The sequence below is a fragment of the Pseudomonas sp. BF-R-30 genome, from assembly GCF_019956175.1.
GTDB lineage: Bacteria > Pseudomonadota > Gammaproteobacteria > Pseudomonadales > Pseudomonadaceae > Aquipseudomonas > Aquipseudomonas jessenii.
In genome coordinates this window covers 1-20,513 of the sequence record NZ_JAHBDE010000007.1, presented here as the reverse complement: position 1 = coordinate 20,513, position 20,513 = coordinate 1, and the positions used below count along the sequence as shown (strand labels likewise).

At 58.9% G+C, this 20,513-nt stretch carries 18 protein-coding genes and 2 pseudogenes; 11 read left to right on the top strand and 9 right to left on the bottom strand.

The window, feature by feature from the left end; genetic code table 11:
* Positions 1-102: 102 nt before the first annotated feature.
* The 5 genes from adk (at position 103) to KGB20_RS05105 (ending at position 3,796) form a co-directional block, all read left to right on the top strand.
* On the top strand, positions 103-750 hold the full coding sequence (gene adk, locus KGB20_RS05125; RefSeq protein ID WP_057716198.1) for an adenylate kinase: 648 nt from the start codon (positions 103-105) through the stop codon (positions 748-750).
* 94 nt (positions 751-844) lie between these two features.
* Entirely contained in the window at positions 845-1,519 is a 675-nt protein-coding gene (gene tsaB, locus KGB20_RS05120) for a tRNA (adenosine(37)-N6)-threonylcarbamoyltransferase complex dimerization subunit type 1 TsaB (protein ID WP_150812880.1), read from the top strand.
* Between the two features lie 255 nt (positions 1,520-1,774).
* Positions 1,775-2,080: a hypothetical protein gene (locus tag KGB20_RS05115; protein WP_057716196.1), complete on the top strand. Its 306-nt coding sequence runs from the start codon at positions 1,775-1,777 to the stop codon at positions 2,078-2,080.
* Positions 2,080-2,940 (top strand): DUF72 domain-containing protein, encoded by an 861-nt coding sequence (locus tag KGB20_RS05110; protein WP_150812881.1) that lies wholly within the window; start codon positions 2,080-2,082, stop codon positions 2,938-2,940. The genes KGB20_RS05115 and KGB20_RS05110 overlap by 1 nt, the downstream gene beginning before the upstream one ends.
* A gap of 34 nt (positions 2,941-2,974) precedes the next feature.
* A complete protein-coding gene (locus tag KGB20_RS05105) occupies positions 2,975-3,796 on the top strand; it encodes an isocitrate lyase/phosphoenolpyruvate mutase family protein (protein WP_154947629.1) in 822 nt (273 codons plus the stop codon).
* Between the two features lie 22 nt (positions 3,797-3,818).
* On the opposite strand, the gene KGB20_RS05100 is transcribed toward KGB20_RS05105, so the two are convergent.
* The gene (locus KGB20_RS05100) at positions 3,819-4,439 is read right to left on the bottom strand and encodes an energy transducer TonB (protein ID WP_154861823.1); all 621 of its coding nucleotides are present in this window, start codon (positions 4,437-4,439) and stop codon (positions 3,819-3,821) included.
* Between the two features lie 93 nt (positions 4,440-4,532).
* On the opposite strand from KGB20_RS05100, the gene KGB20_RS05095 reads away from it, so the two are divergent.
* Positions 4,533-5,315, top strand: a complete 783-nt coding sequence (locus KGB20_RS05095) for a class I SAM-dependent methyltransferase (protein WP_057716192.1) — start codon at positions 4,533-4,535, stop codon at positions 5,313-5,315.
* A gap of 132 nt (positions 5,316-5,447) precedes the next feature.
* Here KGB20_RS05095 and KGB20_RS05090 read toward each other — a convergent pair whose 3' ends face one another.
* The gene (locus KGB20_RS05090) at positions 5,448-6,086 is read right to left on the bottom strand and encodes a TetR/AcrR family transcriptional regulator (RefSeq protein ID WP_154861822.1); all 639 of its coding nucleotides are present in this window, start codon (positions 6,084-6,086) and stop codon (positions 5,448-5,450) included.
* Positions 6,087-6,179: 93 nt separating this feature from the next.
* On the opposite strand from KGB20_RS05090, the gene KGB20_RS05085 reads away from it, so the two are divergent.
* The 4 genes from KGB20_RS05085 (at position 6,180) to KGB20_RS05070 (ending at position 13,260) form a co-directional block, all read left to right on the top strand.
* Positions 6,180-7,280 carry an efflux RND transporter periplasmic adaptor subunit gene (locus KGB20_RS05085; protein WP_057716190.1) on the top strand — a complete coding sequence of 367 codons (1,101 nt, stop codon included), beginning with the start codon at positions 6,180-6,182 and terminating at the stop codon, positions 7,278-7,280.
* Between the two features lie 6 nt (positions 7,281-7,286).
* Positions 7,287-10,352, top strand: coding sequence for an efflux RND transporter permease subunit (locus KGB20_RS05080; protein WP_057716189.1), 3,066 nt, complete (start codon positions 7,287-7,289; stop codon positions 10,350-10,352).
* A gap of 1,136 nt (positions 10,353-11,488) precedes the next feature.
* On the top strand, positions 11,489-11,770 hold the full coding sequence (locus KGB20_RS05075; RefSeq protein ID WP_154861820.1) for a DUF6124 family protein: 282 nt from the start codon (positions 11,489-11,491) through the stop codon (positions 11,768-11,770).
* A gap of 143 nt (positions 11,771-11,913) precedes the next feature.
* Positions 11,914-13,260, top strand: a complete 1,347-nt coding sequence (locus KGB20_RS05070) for a Fic family protein (RefSeq protein ID WP_154861819.1) — start codon at positions 11,914-11,916, stop codon at positions 13,258-13,260.
* 45 nt (positions 13,261-13,305) lie between these two features.
* Here KGB20_RS05070 and KGB20_RS05065 read toward each other — a convergent pair whose 3' ends face one another.
* From KGB20_RS05065 to plsB, 7 genes and pseudogenes are all read right to left on the bottom strand, one after another.
* Positions 13,306-13,995, bottom strand: coding sequence for a DUF4197 domain-containing protein (locus tag KGB20_RS05065; RefSeq protein WP_150812889.1), 690 nt, complete (start codon positions 13,993-13,995; stop codon positions 13,306-13,308).
* Between the two features lie 27 nt (positions 13,996-14,022).
* Positions 14,023-14,420 (bottom strand): annotated as a pseudogene (locus KGB20_RS05060) (YbaY family lipoprotein).
* 450 nt (positions 14,421-14,870) lie between these two features.
* Positions 14,871-15,221, bottom strand: coding sequence for a YbaY family lipoprotein (locus KGB20_RS05055; protein WP_159389528.1), 351 nt, complete (start codon positions 15,219-15,221; stop codon positions 14,871-14,873).
* Positions 15,222-15,483: 262 nt separating this feature from the next.
* Positions 15,484-16,169: pseudogene (locus KGB20_RS05050) on the bottom strand (DUF4197 domain-containing protein).
* Between the two features lie 25 nt (positions 16,170-16,194).
* Entirely contained in the window at positions 16,195-16,593 is a 399-nt protein-coding gene (locus KGB20_RS05045; RefSeq protein WP_150812891.1) for a YbaY family lipoprotein, read from the bottom strand.
* A 93-nt stretch (positions 16,594-16,686) separates the two neighbouring features.
* A complete protein-coding gene (locus KGB20_RS05040; protein WP_150812892.1) occupies positions 16,687-17,322 on the bottom strand; it encodes a hypothetical protein in 636 nt (211 codons plus the stop codon).
* 153 nt (positions 17,323-17,475) lie between these two features.
* Positions 17,476-19,968 (bottom strand): glycerol-3-phosphate 1-O-acyltransferase PlsB, encoded by a 2,493-nt coding sequence (gene plsB / locus KGB20_RS05035; protein WP_150812893.1) that lies wholly within the window; start codon positions 19,966-19,968, stop codon positions 17,476-17,478.
* A gap of 236 nt (positions 19,969-20,204) precedes the next feature.
* Between plsB and KGB20_RS05030 the strand changes: the two genes are divergently transcribed.
* Entirely contained in the window at positions 20,205-20,414 is a 210-nt protein-coding gene (locus KGB20_RS05030) for a cold shock domain-containing protein (protein ID WP_007954750.1), read from the top strand.
* The last annotated feature ends 99 nt before the right edge of the window (positions 20,415-20,513 follow it).

Here is a 20,513-nt window from a genome sequence, read left to right as displayed (position 1 = left end):
TGATCAGCCTTTGACCGTTTGGGCGGTCACGACCCTATTTTTGAGATTGGCCCCACGAGGCGAATCTGACGTTATCCATATAAAAAATTGAGGAGCACATCGATGCGCGTCATTCTGCTGGGAGCTCCCGGGGCCGGTAAAGGTACTCAGGCACAGTTCATCACCGAAAAATTCGGCATTCCACAAATCTCCACCGGCGACATGTTGCGTGCAGCGGTCAAGGCCGGCACCGAGCTGGGCATCAAGGCCAAGAGCATCATGGATGCCGGTGGCCTGGTGTCCGATGACCTGATCATCGCACTGGTCAAGGACCGCATCGCCCAGTCCGACTGCGCCAACGGTTTCCTGTTCGATGGCTTCCCGCGCACCATTCCCCAGGCTGAAGCCCTGGTGACTGCAGGCGTCGAGCTCGATGCCGTGGTTGAAATCGCCGTTGAAGACGAAGAAATCGTCCAGCGTATCGCCGGTCGCCGTGTTCACGAGGCCAGCGGCCGCGTGTACCACATCGTCTACAACCCGCCGAAAGTGGCTGGTATTGACGACGTCACCGGTGAAGAGCTGGTACAGCGCAAGGACGACACCGAAGAAACCGTGCGTCATCGCCTGTCGGTCTACCACTCCCAGACCAAGCCGCTGGTGGACTTCTACCAGAAGCTGTCGGCTGCCAATGGCAAGCCGAAGTACAGCCACATCGAAGGCGTTGGCTCGGTTGAAGCGATCACCGCCAAGGTGCTTGCAGCCCTGAGCTGAAAAGTCTGACCCGCTGCATCATCCACGGCCCGCTTGCGGGCCGTAGTTGTTTATACTGACGCACTTTTTTCTGATCTCTCTTGTGGATACATCGATGAGCACCTTGCTGGCCCTGGACACCGCGACTGAAGCTTGCTCCGTTGCCTTGCTGCATGACGGCAAGGTCACGAGCCATTACGAGGTGATCCCGCGCCTGCACGCGCAGAAGCTGTTGCCGATGATCAAGCAATTGCTGGCCGATGCGGGCACCACGCTGCAAGCGGTCGATGCCATTGCCTTCGGCCGTGGCCCGGGCGCCTTCACCGGTGTGCGCATCGCCATCGGCGTGGTGCAAGGCCTGGCGTTTGCCCTGGATCGCCCGGTGCTGCCGGTGTCGAACCTGGCCGTGCTGGCGCAACGTGCGCTGCGCGAACACGGCGCCACTCAGGTCGCCGCCGCCATCGATGCGCGTATGGATGAAGTGTATTGGGGTTGCTACCGCGAAACGGCCGGGGAGATGCGCCTGGTGGGGGCGGAAGCGGTACTGCCGCCGGAGTCCGCTGCATTGCCGGCCGATGTCGGCGGCGAATGGTTCGGCGCAGGCACCGGTTGGGGCTATGGCGAGCGTATCGCCGTCAGCCTGAGCGGGCAGGACGCGGGCATGTTGCCCCACGCGCAAGACTTGCTGACACTGGCGCGATTTGCCTGGGCGCGCGGCGAGGCGATCGTGGCCGATGAGGCGCAGCCGGTGTATCTGCGCGATAAAGTGGCGACGCCCAAGGCGCGTTGATTCACGCAGTACCTGTGGGAGCGGGCTTGCTCGCGAAGGCGGTATAACATTCAACATTTCTGTTGCCTGGCACACCGTCTTCGCGAGCAAGCCCGCTCCCACAGGGTTAGTGTTCTGCACCAGTTCTGCCAATCGTCATTTTCTAACCCCAGCTTTTAAACCTTTTGCCTTTTATGTGTTCTAGTTATCACTCGGCGGTTTGCGAAGTGGATTTTGCGCCACTAAACTGCCATCACTGATTCCGAGTATGCACTTATGCGTATAGACGGCGTTTCCTCTCAGTCCTACCCCATCAAGCGCAAACCCCGCAAAGGCCGCGTGGTGGAAGACGACGCCATTGATATCGAAGGCGAGCTGGAATTCCCGACTGAAGAGCAATTGGCTGCCCGCGCCGCTAAAGCCTCTGCGCAAAAACTGAGCAATCTTCCCGCCCGTCAGCAAGACATGATTTACCACCGTGCCATGAGCAAAAGCGTAGCGACAGCCCTGGCCAGCTACCTGAGCACCGCCGGTTTCGTCGATTGGGAAGCGGATGTGCTGGGTCTCGACCTGTACATCTGATGGTGCTGCCGTATTACCTCGGTTGCCCATCCTGGAGCGAAAACGCCTGGCGCGACTACCTGTATCCGCCGGACGCCAAATCCGCCGACTTTCTTGATCTCTATTGCCAGGTTTTCAATGCCGTGGAAGGCAACACGACCTTCTACGCGAGCCCGGCTGCCAGCACCGTGCAGCGTTGGGCCGAAACCATGCCCGAACATTTTCGTTTCACTGCCAAGTTTCCCGGTGAGATCAGCCACGGTGGCGATCTGCGCGAGCAACTGACCGCCGCCGAAACCTTTCTGCAATTGCTCGGCCCTCTGGGTGAACGGGTGTCGCCGTTGTGGTTGCAGTTGTCGAAAAGCTTCACGCCCCAACGTTTGCCTGAGCTGGCCGGGTTTATCGATGCCCTGCAGCGACCACTGGCCGTTGAAGTGCGGCATGACGAGTTTTTCGCCAAGGGTGACAGCGAACGAATGCTCAACCGGCTGTTGCTGGATCGCGGTGTCGAACGCATCTGTCTCGATCCCCGTGCGCTGTTCAGTTGCACCTCGACCGAGCCTTCGGTGCTCCACGCCCAGTCGAAGAAACCCCGTGTGCCACCGCGGCCGGCGGCATTCACGCAATTTCCGCAGGTGCGTTTTATCGGCCATCCGACGCTTGAGGCCAACGATACGTTCCTGGAACCATGGGTCGAGAAAATCGCGTTATGGATCGAAGAAGGTCGTACGCCGTACATCTTCCTGCACACGGCCGACAACCTGCTGGCCGCGAAACTGGCGCAGCGTTTTCACGCCCGGCTGATGCTGCGTTTGCCTGGCTTGCCAGCGCTGCCTGAGCTATACAGAGAACCCGTCGCCGAGCAACTTGGCCTGCTCTGAGGCGGATTCTTTCCCCTCTTCAGGAGCCTGCCCAATGGATGCGCAAACCCTTCGAGCCCAGGCGTTCAAAGCCCTTCACGAACGCCTCGGGGCATTTGTGATTCCCAATCCGTGGGATGCCGGTTCGGCAAAAATGCTTGCCAGCCTCGGCTTCGAGGCGCTGGCGACTACCAGTGCCGGTTATGCCTTTTCCCAGGGGCGTGCCGATGGCGGATTGACCCTCGACGATACCCTGATGAACGTTCAGGCGATTGTCGCCGCCACCGACCTGCCGGTTGCCGTCGACCTGGAAAACGGTTTTGCCGACAACCCGGCTGATTGCGCCAAAAGTATCTTGCGCGCGGCAGAGGTCGGAGCGGTCGGCGGTTCGATCGAAGATGCCACCGGCCGCGAAGAAGGCCCGATCTACTGTTTTGAACACGCCGTGGCGCGCATCGAAGCTGCTGTGGCTGCCGCTCGCAGTCTGCCGTTCCACTTTACGTTGACTGCCCGGGCGGAAAACTTTCTGCACGGCAATCCCGATCTGGCCGACACCATCCGCCGTTTGCAGGCATTCGCCGAGGCCGGTGCCGATGTGCTCTACGCACCGGGCTTGCGCAGTGCCGAGGATGTGCTGGCGGTGGTGCGCGCCGTGGCACCAAAACCGGTGAATGTGTTGATGTCGGGCGGCTTGAAGCTGACGGTCGCGCAGTTGGGTGAAATGGGCGTCAAACGTATCAGCGTCGGTTCGGCGCTGGCCTTGGCGGCCTATGGCGAATTCTTCCGCGCCGCCGAAGAAATCCAGACCTCAGGCACGTTCGGTTTCACGTCCCGGTCGATGCCGTATCAGAAGGCGAATCAGTTTTTCAAAGGTTGAGGGAAGAGGGCGCGGCTGAGGATCAGGCGGCGATGCGCAGGTTCTGCAGGATGATCGGGCGCGCCCAGCCATTGTCGAAATCGAGTTGTTTCTGCTGCTCCACCCGTTCTTCTGGCGAGAACGGCGGGAACGGCTTGTCGAGCAGCTCGAGTTCGAACTCGGCGATGGGCAGGTGCAGCGGACGCGGTTGCAGGGCAGGGCCAGCTTCTGGCAGCGGTTGACCGGCGTTCAATACGATCGGGCGAACCCAGCCGCTTTCGAAGTCCTGCTGTTTTTGCTGGGCGACGATTTCGTCCGCCGGGAACGGTGGGAACGGCTTGTCCGCCAGGTCCATTTCGAATTCGGCAATCGGCAGGAACAGCGGCTCGGGCGGGCGGATTATGTTGTCCTTCACGTCGCATTCACGCTGGGACACGATGTGGGCCAGCAGGTCGCTGCCGACCGTGGGTTCGACTGGGCTTTCGAGATCGACCGGTGGAAAATTCAGAGACTCAGGTAGCACTTCACCCGACTGTTCGGCCAGCGCTCGGGCAAAGAAATCCTGCCAGATGTGGCTGACGCCGCTCAGTGCCTGGGTGTTTCGCAGGTTGTAGTCGCCGTAGGGCGAGATAAAACCTGTGATTGTGGGTTGAATGTCTGACATTTCTCTCGGTAGACGCTCAGCTCTGGCAAAATGCTCGATAGTTTTGTTATCGGCAGTTTTTGCCGATCATTAATTTTTTGAGCGTGTTTTCCGATGATTGATCAACCTGCGGCCTGCCGCATCCATGTTCAGGCCCTCGACGCGGCTTTCGAGCCACAAGCCGAGCAATGGGCCGAGCGCCTGGGCTTGCCAATGCAAGTAGCGGACGGCGAATTTGCCTTGCAGGTGGGTGACATGGGCTTGCAGCTGCAACAGCTGGGGCCGGATGCGCCGGGGCCGGTGCGGGTGGACTTCGTCGAGGGTGGTGCGGCCCATCGCCGACTGTACGGCGGCGGCAGCGGGCAGATGATCGCCAAGGCTGTTGGCGTCGCCCAAGGCGTGCGCCCACGGGTGCTGGATGCCACGGCGGGGCTGGGCAAGGATGCGTTCGTGCTGGCCAGCCTCGGTTGCGAGATGAGCCTGATCGAGCGTCAGCCGCTGATCGGTGCCTTGCTGGAAGACGGCCTGGCCCGTGGCGCGGAAGATTTCGACGTGGCCCCGATCGTGGCGCGCATGCGCTTGCTCAAGGGCAATTCGATCGAGGTCATGCGCAACTGGGAGGGCGAACCGCCCCAGGTGATCTACCTCGACCCGATGTTCCCGCACCGCGAGAAAACCGCGCTGGTGAAGAAGGAAATGCGCCTGTTCCGGCCGCTGGTGGGCGATGATCCGGATGCGCCGGCATTGCTCGAAGCCGCGCTGGCCCTGGCCAGCCACAGGGTGGTGGTCAAGCGCCCGCGCAAGGCGCCTTGCATTGAAGGGCCGAAGCCGAGTCATGCGCTGGATGGCAAGTCCAGTCGGTATGACATCTATCCGAAGAAGGCGCTCAAGCCTTAAGACCGCAGCGCCTGCTTTCGCGAGCAAGCCCGCTCCCACATTCGACCGCGTACTGTCTGACGGAACCAGGTCACCTGTGGGAGCGGGCTTGCTCGCGAAAGCGTCAGTATAAACGCTGCAAGTTCATCTGCCTCAATCAGGCCGATAAGCCCGCATAAACAACCCCACCACCTCCCGCACATGGCTCTCCGCCTCTTCGCCAACCGGTGGCTCGCCGCAGCCATACAGCAAACGGAAATTCCCGGCGCCCTTGAGCAGGCAGAAGAAGTGCTCGGCCGCGTTGTGCGGCTTGTCGATGCGCAGCACACCACTTTCATCGATCTTGCTCAGCAGGCGCTCCATGCCATGCAGCATGCGCTCTGGGCCGGCCTCAAAGAAAATTTGCGCGAGTTTCGGGTCCTGGCTGCCCAGGGTCATCATCAGCCGGTGCAGGTTCACTGATTCATCACTGTTGATCAGTTGATGAAAACCGCGCGCGATGTTCAGCAGCACGGTTTCCACGGCCACGCCTTCCGGCAGTTCGAAGAACAGCGGTGGCAACTGTTCCTCGCACTTGGCCATCACGGCGGAGGAGAACAGCGTCTCCTTGTCGTTGAAGTGGCTATAGACCGTCAGCTTCGACACGCCGGCCTCGGCCGCGACGGCATCCATGCTGGTATTGGCATAACCCTTACTCAGAAACAGCACTTTCGCTGCATCGAGAATTGCCTGGCGCTTGACCAGGTCCTTGGGTCTGCCTGGGCCATTGGGTGCTGAAAGATTGTTTGGCATATTCGTTTTTATTACTGGACTGGTGAGTTTGCTATTAATAACATACTGCTCAGTATAATTATTCAAAGCACCATTAGCGAAAGGTCCTTCACCATGTTCCGCTATGCCTTGTCCCTCGCGTTGCCAGTCACCCTGGCTTTTTTATTGTCTGCGTGTGGTCATGAAGAAGCGCCGCAAGTCAGCGTGCGTCCGGCCATGGTGGTCCAGCCAGAGCCTTCGGCGCAGGCCATGGAAAGCTATCCCGGTGAAGTTCGCGCGCGGTATGAACCGGATCTGGCGTTCCGCATCGGCGGCAAAGTCAGCCGACGACTGGTCGAGGAGGGGCAGCGGGTCAAGGCCGATCAACCCTTGGCGGAGCTCGATCCCCAGGACGTGCGCCTGCAACTGGAGGCCACTCGCGCCCAGGTCGCAGCCGCCGAAGCCAATCTGAACCTGGTGCGATCCGAGCGTGATCGCTACAAGACCCTGATGGAGCGCCAACTGGTCAGTCGTTCGCAATACGACAACGCCGAAAACCTCTACCGTTCCGGTGAAGCGCGCCTCAAGCAAATCAAAGCCGAATTCAACGTTTCCAATAACCAGGCCAGCTACGCCGTGTTGCGTGCGCCGCAGGACGGCGTCGTGGCCAAGCGCCTGGTGGAAGTCGGGCAAGTCGTGGCAGCCGGGCAAACGGTGTTCACACTGGCAACCGATGGCGAGCGTGAGGTCTTGATCAGCCTGCCGGAGCAGAACTTCGGCCGCTTCAAGGTCGGTGAACCGGTGTCGGTGGAACTCTGGACCCAGCCCGACCAGCGTCTCGCCGGGCGCATCCGTGAATTGTCGCCGTCAGCCGATCCCAAGTCGCGTACCTTCGCGGCGCGTATCGCCTTCAAGACCGGCACTGTGCCTGTCGAACTGGGCCAGAGCGCCCGAGTGTTCGTGCAGGCCGCCGACGTGGTTCCACTGTCCGTTCCGCTGTCTGCGCTGACGGCGGAAAACGGCGTGACCTATGTCTGGGTCGTCCGCGCCAATAACACCTTGCAAAGGACCCCGGTGCGGGTCGGTGCCTTCGGCGAGAAAACCGTACCGGTGCTTGAAGGGCTCAGCGCCAGCGACTGGGTGGTGGCCGCCGGTGTTCATGTGCTTCTCGAAGGGCAGCAGGTGCGCCCGGTGGATCGCTCCAATCGCGTGGTCAATCTGGCGGACAAGGAGTAAGCCCCGATGCGCTTCAACGTTTCCGAATGGGCGCTGCGTAATCGCCAGATCGTCCTGTTCCTGATGCTGTTGCTGGCCATCGTCGGCGCACTTTCCTACACCAAGCTCGGCCAGAGTGAGGACCCGCCGTTCACCTTCAAGGCCATGGTGATTCGCACCAACTGGCCGGGGGCGACCGCCGAGGAAGTCTCGCGCCAGGTCACCGAACGCATCGAAAAGAAACTGATGGAAACCGGCGAATACGAACGCATCGTGTCGTTCTCCCGCCCCGGCGAATCCCAGGTGACCTTCATTGCGCGCGACTCCATGCACTCGGTGGAGATCCCGGAGCTCTGGTATCAGGTGCGCAAGAAGATCAACGACATCCGTCATACCCTGCCGCCGGGGATTCAGGGACCGTTTTTCAACGATGAATTCGGCACCACTTTCGGCAATATTTACGCCCTGAGCGGCGAGGGCTTCGACTACGCCGTGCTCAAGGATTACGCCGACCGCATCCAGATCCAGCTGCAACGGGTCAAGGATGTGGGCAAGGTCGAGCTGCTGGGGTTGCAGGACGAGAAAATCTGGATCGAACTCTCCAACGTCAAGCTCGCCACCCTCGGCTTGCCGCTGGCGGTCGTCCAGCAAGCCCTTGAAGAACAGAACGCGGTGTCGACGGCAGGTTTCTTCGAAACCAGCAGCGAGCGCTTGCAGCTACGGGTGACGGGGAATTTTCAAACGGTCGACGAGATCAAGAACTTCCCGATCCGGGTCGGTGATCGCACCTTCCGCATCTCCGACGTGGCTGACGTGCGCCGTGGTTTCAACGATCCACCGGCGCCGCGCATGCGCTTCATGGCGCAAGACGCCATCGGCCTGGCGGTGGCAATGAAGAACGGCGGTGACATCCTGGTACTGGGCAAGGCGCTGGAAATCGAGTTCGCCCGCATACAGAAAAACCTCCCGGCCGGCATGGAGTTGCGCAAAGTCTCCGACCAACCGGCGGCGGTGAAAACCGGTGTTGGTGAGTTCGTGCAAGTGTTGGTCGAGGCGCTGGCCATTGTGTTGCTGGTGAGCTTCTTCTCCCTTGGCGTGCGCACTGGCATGGTGGTGGCGCTGGCGATTCCGCTGGTGCTGGCGATGACGTTCGCGTGCATGTATTACCTGGGCATCGGCCTGCACAAGATCTCCCTCGGCGCGCTGGTACTGGCCCTGGGTTTGCTGGTGGACGACGCGATCATTGCCGTGGAAATGATGGCGATCAAAATGGAGCAGGGCTTCGACCGGGTCAAAGCGGCGAGTTATGCCTGGACCAGTACCGCGTTCCCGATGCTCACCGGTACGCTGATCACCGCGGCCGGCTTCCTGCCGATTGCCACGGCGCAATCGGGCACTGGCGAATACACCCGCTCGATCTTCGAGGTGGTCACCATCGCGCTGTTGGCGTCGTGGGTGGCCGCGGTGGTCTTCGTGCCGTACCTCGGGGAAAAACTCCTGCCGGACCTGGCGAAGATTCATGCCGCCAAACACGGTGCCGGCCAGCCCGATCCCTATGCCACGCCGTTTTATCAGCGCGTCCGGCGTCTGGTGGAATGGTGCGTGCGCTGGCGCAAAACCGTGATCCTGGCGACCGTGCTGTTGTTCATCGCTTCCATCGTGCTGTTCAAGTTTGTGCCGCAGCAGTTCTTCCCGGCATCGGGGCGCCTGGAGTTGATGGTCGATCTGAAACTGGCCGAAGGCGCTTCGCTGAGCAATACCGCCGACGAGGTCAAACGCCTTGAAGCGCTGCTCAAGGACAAGGCCGGGATCGACAATTACGTGGCCTACGTCGGCACCGGTTCGCCACGATTCTACCTGCCGCTGGATCAGCAACTGCCGGCTGCGAGCTTCGCCCAGTTTGTCGTCCTGGCAAAAACCATCGAAGAACGGGAAGCCCTGCGCACCTGGTTGATCTCAACCCTTAACGAGCAATTTCCCGCTCTGCGTTCGCGGGTCACGCGCCTGGAAAACGGTCCGCCGGTTGGCTATCCGGTGCAGTTCCGCGTGACCGGGGAGCACATCGAGGAGGTGCGGGCGCTGGCGCGCAAGGTCGCGGCCAAGGTTCGCGAGAACCCGCATGTGGTCAACGTCCACCTGGATTGGGAAGAACCGAGCAAGGTGGTGTACCTGAACATCGATCAGGACCGTGCGCGGGCGCTGGGCGTGAGCACGGCCAACCTGTCGAGGTTCCTGCAAAGCTCCCTGACCGGTTCCAGTGTCAGCCAGTACCGTGAAGACAACGAGTTGATCGAGATCCTGTTGCGCGGCACCGTGCATGAGCGCACCGAGTTGTCATTGCTGCCGAGCCTGGCGGTGCCGACCGATAACGGTCGCAGCGTCGCGCTGTCGCAGATCGCGACCCTGGAATACGGCTTCGAGGAGGGCATCATCTGGCACCGCAACCGCCTGCCCAACGTGACGGTTCGCGCCGACATCTATGGCAAGGAGCAACCGGCGACGCTGGTGCAGCAGATCATGCCGACCCTCGATCCGATTCGCGCTGAACTGCCCGACGGGTACTTGTTGGATGTCGGCGGCACGGTGGAAGACTCGGCGCGCGGACAGAACTCGGTGAAGGCCGGTGTGCCGTTGTTCATCGTGGTGGTGTTGACCTTGCTGATGCTGCAGCTGCGAAGTTTTTCGCGCACGGCGATGGTGTTCCTGACGGCGCCGCTGGGGTTGATCGGGGTGACGCTGTTTCTGTTGGTGTTCCGCCAGCCCTTTGGTTTCGTGGCCATGTTGGGGACTATCGCCTTGTCCGGGATGATCATGCGTAACTCGGTGATTCTGGTGGATCAGATCGAGCAGGATATTGCGGCGGGGCTCAAGCCTTGGCAGGCGATCATCGAGGCGACGGTGCGGCGGTTCCGGCCGATCGTGCTGACGGCGCTGGCGGCGGTGTTGGCGATGATTCCTCTGTCGCGCAGTGTGTTTTTCGGGCCGATGGCGGTGGCGATCATGGGGGGGTTGATTGTTGCTACGGCGTTGACGCTGCTGTTTTTGCCGGCGTTGTATGCGGCCTGGTTTCGGGTCAGGAAGGAGTCCGTTTGACCGGGTACATATCCATTTCTTCGGTAACGGCCACTGGCGGTTTCGCCCTTACGGCGAGTCCCTTTTGGCAAACGCCCCAAAAGGAACCAAAAGGTCTCGCCCCTTACGTACGGCCCCTCGCTTAGGCTCGGGGTTCCTTCGCTCCGGTATTCATCCGGGGGCATTGCCCTCCGGTCGGCTTCGCTTCGACCTACATGCAATGAGTTCGACTGCGTCGAACGGCGCTGCGCGCCAATCCCCGGATGAACACCTCCACTCAGCCTCCCGAGGGGGCGGGCAGATCAAAAGCAACCGAGGCGGCCTACCGGCCGGCCTAGTTGTCTGGTCCGTGCGCAGACCAAATTGTGGGAGCGGGCTTGCTCGCGAAGGCGGCCTGCCAGCCAACCAATTCCTTGAAGATGTCCCCAGCCCAACTGTAGGAGCGAGCTTGCTCGCGATGACGGCCCGCCAGCCAACCAATTCCTCACAGATGTACCCAGCCCAATTGTGGGAGCGGGCTTGCTCGCGAAGACGGCCCGCCAGCCAACCAATTCCTCACAGATGTACCCGGCCCAACTGTGGGAGCGGGCTTGCTCGCGAAGGCGGCCTGCCAGCCAACCTATTCCTCACAGATGTACCCAGCCCAACTGTGGGAGCGGGCTTGCTCGCGAAGACGGCCCGCCAGCCAACCAATTCCTCACAGATGTACCCAGCCCAATTGTGGGAGCGGGCTTGCTCGCGAAGGCGGCCTACCAGCCAACCCATTCCTTGCAGATGTCACCCAGCCCAACTGTAGGAGCCAGCCTGTTCGCGATGACGGACTTACAGTCAACGCTGTTTATCGCCCAAGCCATTCATTCAGACCATTCCCACAAGACTTTCAGCTTGCTCGTCGGAAGCCCGATCTCTAGCCTTTGCTCGTCGCTGTCAATTCAGCGACCGGGACTGCAAGCCCGCCAATAGTTTGTTAGGCGCCCACTGGCGCACCTATAATCGTGGCGCTTTTTTAGCGACCACCGATTTATGGTGGCTGTGTGCGGGAGATCTTCGGATCTGCCGAGGTTGCCTAACGACTCGGTCTTGCAGACCTGCACACAGCTGCCACCCATCATCTGCAAGTGATGCTGGCTGCTCCAACTTTCGTTAGGAGCTTCACAATGATCAAACCCAGCCCAAACCCCCCGGCTTCAGAAACCGCAGAACATATCGGCGCTTCAAGTCGCCCCTGCCCAATTTTCACCATCCGCCCAGACGTCGATTCCGAAACCCTGCTGGTCCACGCCTACGAAACCCTCGCCTCAGCCAACGTGATGGCGACCGAACTGTCGTCCATCCTGACCGGCCCCACCTGCAATCTGGCACTCGGCATTCAGCAGATGATCGTCCTGGCGCAGCTATCAGTGAATCGCGTCCTCGATCAGCTGGATCCGCAGCAATAGTCAAAGGAAAAAGCCCGCTGAACCTGTACCAACCAGCGGGCCTTCATTGTTCCTACATTGATCTCGGCCCCGTCTGATATTGAGGCTAAAAAGCTCAGGTGTTGTACTCAGAGCCAAGTTTCACGCATGTTTGAGACAGCGCCATGAAAAATCCACCCACATTGAGAGGCCGGTCCGATCCGGTGTTTGATCGGCTGTTGCGATCGCCCCACAAGGAACGCCTTTCGGAGTACCTCGCCTTGCTCAAGCCCCTGGACGATCAGGGGCGTTACCTGCCGTTCGATTCATTGCGCTACCGCTGGGCGCCCGGGCTGGATTCGAACCTGTGCTGGGCCTTGGTCAAGAAAGCGCGGACTGCACAGTATTCGAGCCTTTTGCCTTTGGGTGAACCGGCCTGCTGGCTGAAGTTCATGCTGACGCCGCAGGCGCAAAAAGCCATTTCCGTAGTGGATCGTCAGGCGACAACCGCAGTGCTGGAATACATGACCGGCCAGATTGGCGAGCGCGCTCATTTCAGCTATTTGCTCAATGATCTGATCGAAGACGAGGCCATCAGCAGCAGCCAGCTTGAAGGTGCGGCCACCACGACGCGGGTGGCCAAGGACATGCTCAAGCGCCATCGTTCGCCGCGCACACCGGATGAACGAATGGTCATCGGTAACTTCAAGATGATGAACTTCGCCTGGGAGCAGCGTTACGAGCCACTGAGCGTTGAGCTGATTGCGGCCATGCATCGAGTTGGCGTCGAGGGTATCGACGATTCGCAGTACTCGCCTGGAGCATTCAGGACCAACGATGACGTCGTAGTCCAGGATGGCGAGGGCAACACCGTGCATTCGCCACCACCTGCAACAGGGCTCGTGTCACGTTTGCAGGGGCTGGCGAAGTGGATCAATCAACCCCACAACAACCCTCATCAAGCGGACTACCTTCATCCATTGATCAAAGCCATCGCGCTGCATTTTGTCTTGGGTTACGAGCATCCTTTTCGCGACGGCAACGGTCGGGTAGCGCGTGCGTTGTTTTACTGGTTCATGTTCAAAAATGACTACTCGGCGTTTCGCTACATCGCCATCAGTGTTTTGTTGCGCAATGCGCCGTTGAAGTACGGGCGGTCGTATTTGAATACCGAAGCGGATGAGCTGGATCTGACGTACTTCATCGATTTCCAGTGTTCGGTGGTGTTGCGGGCTGTGGGCAGTTTTACCGGGACTTATCGGAAAAGTCTGGACGATGCTGAGCAATTTGATTGCTGGTTGCGTGAAAGTGGTTTTCTCGACCAGCTCACCGAGAAACAGCGGGCATTGTTTCAGGTAGCCAGGAGCGGAATGGCCAAGGAGTTCACGGCGGTCAATGTGAAGGAAAATCTCGGTTGCTCTTACAACACGGCATCAGCCACGCTAAATGGGCTGGTCGCGTTGAAGTTGTTCGAGAAACGCAAGATGGGGCGCGAGTGGGTGTTCTTTCTAAGACCCGTATCAGCGGCCTGAACCTTTGTGGGAGCAAGACTGCTCCCACAGGTTTTGTGTAGCGGCTCAGAGCGTGCCAAACACTTTCTTCGCCAAACTGGTCGCTGCAGCCGCCGGGTTCTGGCGGATGGTTTCTTCCTGTTTGCCGATCATCTCGAACAAGCCATTCAGCGCCTGCTCGGTGACGTAGTTTTCGACGTTGGCGTTTTTCGCATCCACTACGCCCATGGTCGCCGCTTGCCCGGCGAAGGAGTTGTACTGCTGGGCCAGGCCAACCTTGTCGGTGGCTTGCTTGACGATGGGCAGGAACCTGGCGCGGATCTGTTCGCGGCTGGTCTTGTTCAGGTATTGGGTGGCCGAGTCATTGCCGCCGCTGAGGATGCCCTTGGCATCTTCCACGGTCATTTTCTTAACGGCATCGACCAGGATCGGCTGGGCCTGGGTCACGGCGGTTTCCGCCGCTTTGTTCATGCTGGCTTCCAGTTCATCGACCTGATCACCCATGCCGAACTGCTTCATTTTGCTGGCGACCTTGCCCAGTTTGCCCGGCAGTTCGATTTTTACGTCAGGGTTGTTGCTGAACCCGCCTGGGGTGCCAAGTTGTTTTACGGCCAGTTGCGCGCCTTGGGTCAGGGCGTCCTTGAGACCGCCGGTGGCGTCTTTTTGCGACAGGTCGCTGAGGGACAGCGCGAGTGCGCTCGCGGAAATCATCAGGCCTGCGCACAGGCCGGCAAAGCGAAGGGTAGGGCGGAGCATGAGAGCTTCCTTGTTCGAAGAATGAATTTAGCGGACTGCGTCGACGCGGATTTTCAGGAGCTGCGGGTCTTTGCCATCGAGTTGCACGGCATGATGTTCAGTGGTGATGAACAGCAACTTGCCGTCAACTTCAATGCGCGCGCTGACGGAGTAGCGATGACCCGGTTTGACCTGGCCGGATCGTAACTCAGATGGAATGGCAGGGGCACCTGGCCTTTGACCTGAGACTTCTGTTCGTCGATGACCACTGCCGGCGCGTCGGCCAGGGACACGTCCTGCAAGCTCACGCTCAGGATGGCGGTGGGGGGCAGGGCGCTGCGTTGCAAGTAAAAGACTTCGCCGTCGAGGCTGGCCTTCGGAGCAGATTGCATGGATTGACAGGCGCTTAGCAAGACAGCAAGTCCGAGTAGGGAGAGTTTTTTCATGAGGCGGATCCTTGTCATTGGCGTTTAAAAAAGATCGGCGCCGACATTCGCCAGTTTGCAGATAAAAACTTTACCATCCAGCGATACTTCAAGTCCGGATGTTGGGTGTTGCCAGGCCGTTTTCGTCGATAGTCTTTTCAGCCAGCGTCACAGACAACTTTGAATTGGCGGGTTAACCAATTCCGGGCATCCAGTTTTTTTCGACTGCAATGCAGTCCACGGGACTCAAGAAGATGTCGGTATCTTCTTGGGCAATTGGTTTGTAGTGTGAATAAAACGGAAATAGCCATGCTTTCCGTCAATTATAAGGAAAATGTCAGGTTTCAGGTGCTATTGCTGTTTTCGCCGCATCAATTGTCCAATGACCGGCGTGTCCAACTCAGGCCGTGTTGGACACGTGGTGTCGTTGGCACCTGGAGGCGCCAACGACAATTTCAGCAAAACTGCCGGTTATGCGCCTGGCGAAACACTAACGATGCTCACCACCACATCTTTGACCCACAAAAACTCCGCGCTCAAATCCAGCGGGGCATGTTCCGTGGAGGTGAAGACCACTTGGTCTTCATAGAGGATGCTTGCACTGATGGAGTAGGTGTGCCCGTACTGCAGTTTTGCAAGCTCGCAACTCAATGTGTAGTCCATGCCATTTTGATTCACATTGGAATAGATCTCTGTAGCCAGTGTTTTTAGAGCATTTGGCTGAGTGACATCCACTAAGCTGACATGGAGGGTCGAGCCAGGCAGAAGGCCAACTTTTTCGAGATAAATCACGTTGCCGGTAATTTCTTTTTCGCTATTCATATTGACTTCCTTTTCAAAGAATCGTCGGTATTGACGAGTGCTAACCATAGAGTCGATACCAAAATTTTTATGTAGGGTAATTCCTGCAATCCGGGACGAAGAGTGGGTTTGATCTGGGAGGAACTTTCTTACTTCTGCCAAATACTCGAGGGGCATAGTGGCGTTACCAACTCCGCCGCATCTTCACTGCGATGTAACGCAAAAAAAAGCCGCTGGCCTTCACAGGTTCAGGGGGGGCTCTGGCGTTGCCGTCAGTTAAAAATTACAACGTCCCAAATATCTTCTTCGCCAAACTGGTCGCAGCCGCCGGGTTCTGGCGGATGGTTTCTTCCTGTTTGCCGATCATCTCGAACAAGCCATTCAACGCTTGCTCGGTGACGTAGTTTTCGACGTTGGCGTTTTTCGCATCCACTACGCCCATGGTCGCCGCTTGTCCGGCGAACGAGTTGTACTGCTGGGCCAGGCCAACCTTGTCGGTGGCTTGCTTGACGATGGGCAGGAATTTGGCGCAGATCTGTTCGCGACTGGTCTTGTTCAGGTATTGGGTGGCCGAATCGTTGCCGCCGCTAAGGATACCCCTGGCGTCTTCCACGGTCATTTTCTTCACGGCATCGACGAGGATTGGCTGGGCTTGGGTGACTGCGGTTTCCGCCGCCTTGTTCATGCTGGCTTCCAGCTCATCGACCTGATCACCCATGCCGAACTGTTTCATCTTGCTCGCGACTTTGCCCAGTTTGCCCGGCAGTTCGATTTTCACGTCCGGGTTGTTGCTGAAGCCGCCCGGGGTGCCGAGTTGTTTTACGGCCAGTTGCGCACCCTGGGTCAGGGCGTCCTTGAGATCGCCGGTGGCGTCTTTCTGCGACAGGTCGCTGAAGACAGTGCGAGTGCGCTCGCGGAAATCATCAGGCCTGCGCACAGGCCGGCAAAGCGAAGGTTAGGGCGGAACATGGCAGCTTCCCTGTTAAAAAATGAATTAGCGAACGGCGTCGACGCGGATTTTCAGTGGCTGTGGATCACTGCCATCAAGCTGTACGGCGTGGTGTTCGGTGGTGATGAACAGCAACTTGCCGTCAACTTCGATGCGCGCGCTCACCGAGTAGCGATGACCCGGCTTGACCTGGGCGGGATCGTAACTCAGATGGAATGGCAGAGGCACCTGTCCTGTGATCTGGCCCTTCTGTTCGTCAAGGACCAAGGCTGGCGCGTCGGCCACCGATACATCCTGCAAGCTGACACTCAGCGTGGCAGTGGGTGGCAGCGCAATGCGTTGCAAGTAAAAAACTTCACCATCGAGTGATATTTCAGGCGCGGGCGAAGGCGTTTGGCAGGCTGTCAGCAAGGCAAGCGAGGCGAGCAGAGTCAATTTTTTCAAAAGTATTTCCGTGTAGAAAGCGCCAGTAGAGTACTGGCGCCTGTGGGATGACGTAAGCGGCGTTTTCGCTAAGCGTCGATCTGTACGTTGAATTCAGCCACCGAAAACCGGGGGCTGAACAATTTCAGGCATTAGTATCAATTTCGCCGGTTTAAGACCCAGCGACAGTCGGTGCTGACCATGGCTCTCGAATGAGCCGGTCAGTGCGTAAAGTTGGCCTGGCTTGATCATGGACGGGTCATATTTCACGTAGATGGGGGTGATTTGCGCGGTCAGGCCTACACCCTCACTAATAGTGATCTCAGCCTGGTCATCGGTAGTCATTTCAATCAATTTAACAAACAGCTTTGAGTCAGCAGGGTAACCAATTCGGGGCATCCAGGACTTTTCCACAGCGATGTAGCCCACAGGGCTCAAGTGAATGTCCGTATCGTGATCGCCTCCCGCCCACCAGAAATTCTGCTCCAGATCCAGGAGCAGTGCGGTCCCTTGATGGGAGATTTTTACATTGATGGAGAAGCGGCTTCCGATTTTGTTCAACTCAGAATCGACCATAACCGGGAAGCTGAGCGGACGCGTCGATGGAAGTTGGTTGCTCCCCCACCGGCTGTGAAGTCTGGGCGCATCCCTGTTGGTAATGTCTTGTACTCGAATGCTTATTTCGCAGGCCTCCGGTAGTTCAAAGTCTGGAGGAAAGTGCAGGAAGGTATTGATTGTATGTTGGGGCATGATGATTTCCTTATCAATGGACTCGTCGGAAATGACGAGCGCTGAGCATATCTCCCGGGTATTCGAGCGTTATGTAGGAGGCGTTCGCTAGATGAAAGCGAATTGATGACGGGAAGTGTCAGCAAGCGTCCTTGCTTCTGACATATTAATGGGTCATACCCGCTCGACAAGGTCGGCTGCATCTTCACTGCGATGCAACGCCACCTGCCGGATCGACAAGCGAATCTCCGCCGGCAACACCCGCTTGGCCGCGCCTTCAGCCAGTTCACCGAGCAGTTCGTGATAACTCAGCTTGCCCGCTTCATCGCGCTTGAGCACCTCAAGGTCGAGCATGGTCTGGATGAAGTGGCGAAACAGGCTCTTGTCGAAGAATTCCGGGGCGTTCAGGCCATGCAGGATCGACAGGCGTTGGGCCATGACCGTGCACAGGTCTTCCAGTTCTTCGGCGCTGATGCTGTTCTGGCCGCTGTTGAGCAGCAGGGATACGGTCATGTAGAAGCGCTGCAAGGTCTGGGCGATGCTTTTCGACAGCAAGGTCAGCAGCACGAAATGCCGCGAGCTTGGCGCCGGGCGCAAGTACACGTCGTTCTCGAAGCGCAGCAGGCCTTGCTCGACGAACGCCTCCAGCCATTGATCGATCACCGCATCCAGTTCGTCCAGTGACCAGCGAATGAACAGCTCCGCTTGCAGGTAGGGATACAACGCGCGGGTATAGCGCAGGATCTGTTCGCGACTCATGCGCGAGGCGCTCTGGAAGAAGCTCGCCAGCAACGCCGGCAGCGCGAAGATGTGCAGTACGTTGTTGCGGTAGTAGGTCATCAGGACGGCGTTTTGTTCGTCCAGATAGAGAATCTTGCCCAGGGCATCGCTTTGCTCGGACAGCAGGTCCATGTCCTTCACATGCTCGATCAACGCCCGGCCATCGCCTTCCGGCAAGGTGGTGTGTGGCGAATAGGGGACCTTGCGTAGCAGCGCCAGGTACAGATCCAGCACACGCGCCATGGCCCGGTCATCCAGCGCCAGTCGGGTGGTCGACAGCAGCGCCAGCGCCACCAGGTTGACCGGGTTGATCGCCGCCGCTTCGTTGAGATGCTGTGCGACTTTCTCGCCGAGGCGGTTGGTGGTTTCGTTGAGCCAGGCCGGTCTGAACTGCGGGCCGAGTTCCTGTTTGCGCCAGTCCGGCTGTTCGCTGTCGAGGAATTCCGCCAGTTTGATCGGCTCACCGAAGTTCACCGCCACCTGGCCGAAGCGCTGCTTGAGTGCGCCAATGACTTTGAAAATATCGAAGATCGACTCTTTTTTCTTGGCCGCACCGCGCAGTTCGCCGAGGTAGGTCCGGCCTTCCAGCACACGCTCATAGCCGATGTACACCGGCACGAAGACGATGGGCATGCGCGACGAACGCAGGAAGCTGCGCAGGGTGATCGCCAGCATTCCGGTTTTTGGTTGCAGCATGCGCCCGGTGCGCGAGCGGCCACCCTCGACGAAATACTCCACCGGGAAGCCCTTGGTGAACAGGGTGTGCAGGTATTCGTTGAACACCGAGGTGTACAGCGGGTTGCCCTTGAACGTGCGGCGCATGAAGAACGCACCGCCGCGACGCAGCAGGCCGCCGATCACCGGCATGTTCAGGTTGATGCCCGCGGCAATGTGCGGCGGGGTCAGGCCGTTGCGGAACAATAGATAGGACAGCAGAAGATAGTCGATGTGGCTGCGATGGCACGGCACGTAGATCACTTCGTGACCCTGGGCGACCTTCTGCACGCCTTCGATGTGGTTGACCTTGATGCCGTCGTAGATCTTGTTCCAGAACCAGCTCAGCACCACTTCCATAAAACGGATCGCAGTGTAGGTGTAGTCCGAGGCGATTTCGTTGCCGTAGCGTAACGCTTGAGCTTTGGCTTTCTCTGGCGAGATGTTCTCGCGCTCGGCTTCGTCGAGGATCGCTTGTTTGACCTGTGGCTGGTTCAGCAGGCCTTTGACCAGGTTGCGGCGGTGGGAAATGTCCGGGCCGATCACCGCAGCCTTCAGGTTGCGAAAGTGAACCCGCAGGATGCGCTGGGCCATGCGTACGGTGCGCTCGTGACCCTTGTCGTGCTCGATCAGTTCGCGCAGGTGGATCGGCGCGGAGAACTGCACGCGGGTCTTGCGTCCCAGGACGATGACGCTCAGTAACCGACGCAGACGCCCGGTAACGGCCCAGCTGTCGGCGAACAGGAGCTTCCATGGGCTGTTTTCGCTGTCCGGCGACTGCCCCCAGAACACGCTGACCGGAATGATCTGCGCATCTTCGGCGGCGTTCTGGCTCAGGGCGCTGACCAGGCGGGTCAGTGTCGGCGGCGCTCCGCGCTTGTCCTGGCGGCCGAGCCAGTCCGGGTCCGGCGTCAGGTAGAAGAACGCGGCAGGTTCCAGCAGATTGCCCACCGAAACCGGCAGCACCGGACGCGGCAGACCGGCCTTGCTGCATTCGGTGTCGACCACGGCAAGGTCGGTCAGCGAAGGGTTTTGCAGGACGTAGAACACCGGACGACTGCGGTCGAGGTCAAGGGTGAACGACGACTGGTTGATCGTCTCGGAGCGAACCCAGAGGTACAACAGTCGGCGCAGGGTGCCAAACACAAGACGGCGGAACGGGGAGCGGGTCATACGGCTTCTGCGTGAGTGGAAAAAACCAAGCGTTTGCTCGGGCGGTCGATAGTGTGCCGGATTCGTCGAAAATCGGCAAAAAAGCGTGGAAGTAAACTCCTGTTGAGAGTTTTAACGTCTGTCATATACTCGGCGCTCTGTCGCCGTTGCCCTCATGGGACCGGTATGCGCAGGCTGACGTTCCCGAGGCTTTCCTGCGAAAAGCCCGACCAATAATAAAAAGGGAGTATGAACAAATGGCAACACGCGAAACCGGCAACGTGAAGTGGTTCAACGACGCCAAGGGCTACGGCTTCATTCAGCGCGAGGACGGGGTGGATGTGTTCGTGCATTACCGCGCGATTCGCGGTGAAGGCCACCGTTCGCTGACCGAAGGCCAGCAGGTTGAATATGCGGTGGTGGAAGGGCAGAAGGGGTTGCAGGCTGAGGATGTGGTGGGGTTGTAATCCACTCTTCAGATCACGCAAAACTACTGTGGGAGCGGGCTTGCTCGCGAAAGCGGTGTGTCAGTCAAAGCTGATGTCGACTGATGTACCGCTTTCGCG

What these genes read in the sequence shown, in the direction of transcription:
- adk (WP_057716198.1), top strand. Translation starts at nt 103, where the DNA reads ATGCGCGTCATTCTGCTGGGAGCTCCCGGGGCCGGTAAAGGTACTCAG.
- tsaB (WP_150812880.1), top strand. Translation starts at nt 845, where the DNA reads ATGAGCACCTTGCTGGCCCTGGACACCGCGACTGAAGCTTGCTCCGTT.
- KGB20_RS05115 (WP_057716196.1), top strand. Translation starts at nt 1,775, where the DNA reads ATGCGTATAGACGGCGTTTCCTCTCAGTCCTACCCCATCAAGCGCAAA.
- KGB20_RS05110 (WP_150812881.1), top strand. Translation starts at nt 2,080, where the DNA reads ATGGTGCTGCCGTATTACCTCGGTTGCCCATCCTGGAGCGAAAACGCC.
- KGB20_RS05105 (WP_154947629.1), top strand. Translation starts at nt 2,975, where the DNA reads ATGGATGCGCAAACCCTTCGAGCCCAGGCGTTCAAAGCCCTTCACGAA.
- KGB20_RS05100 (WP_154861823.1), bottom strand. Translation starts at nt 4,439, where the DNA reads ATGTCAGACATTCAACCCACAATCACAGGTTTTATCTCGCCCTACGGC.
- KGB20_RS05095 (WP_057716192.1), top strand. Translation starts at nt 4,533, where the DNA reads ATGATTGATCAACCTGCGGCCTGCCGCATCCATGTTCAGGCCCTCGAC.
- KGB20_RS05090 (WP_154861822.1), bottom strand. Translation starts at nt 6,086, where the DNA reads ATGCCAAACAATCTTTCAGCACCCAATGGCCCAGGCAGACCCAAGGAC.
- KGB20_RS05085 (WP_057716190.1), top strand. Translation starts at nt 6,180, where the DNA reads ATGTTCCGCTATGCCTTGTCCCTCGCGTTGCCAGTCACCCTGGCTTTT.
- KGB20_RS05080 (WP_057716189.1), top strand. Translation starts at nt 7,287, where the DNA reads ATGCGCTTCAACGTTTCCGAATGGGCGCTGCGTAATCGCCAGATCGTC.
- KGB20_RS05075 (WP_154861820.1), top strand. Translation starts at nt 11,489, where the DNA reads ATGATCAAACCCAGCCCAAACCCCCCGGCTTCAGAAACCGCAGAACAT.
- KGB20_RS05070 (WP_154861819.1), top strand. Translation starts at nt 11,914, where the DNA reads ATGAAAAATCCACCCACATTGAGAGGCCGGTCCGATCCGGTGTTTGAT.
- KGB20_RS05065 (WP_150812889.1), bottom strand. Translation starts at nt 13,995, where the DNA reads ATGCTCCGCCCTACCCTTCGCTTTGCCGGCCTGTGCGCAGGCCTGATG.
- KGB20_RS05055 (WP_159389528.1), bottom strand. Translation starts at nt 15,221, where the DNA reads ATGAATAGCGAAAAAGAAATTACCGGCAACGTGATTTATCTCGAAAAA.
- KGB20_RS05040 (WP_150812892.1), bottom strand. Translation starts at nt 17,322, where the DNA reads ATGCCCCAACATACAATCAATACCTTCCTGCACTTTCCTCCAGACTTT.
- plsB (WP_150812893.1), bottom strand. Translation starts at nt 19,968, where the DNA reads ATGACCCGCTCCCCGTTCCGCCGTCTTGTGTTTGGCACCCTGCGCCGA.
- KGB20_RS05030 (WP_007954750.1), top strand. Translation starts at nt 20,205, where the DNA reads ATGGCAACACGCGAAACCGGCAACGTGAAGTGGTTCAACGACGCCAAG.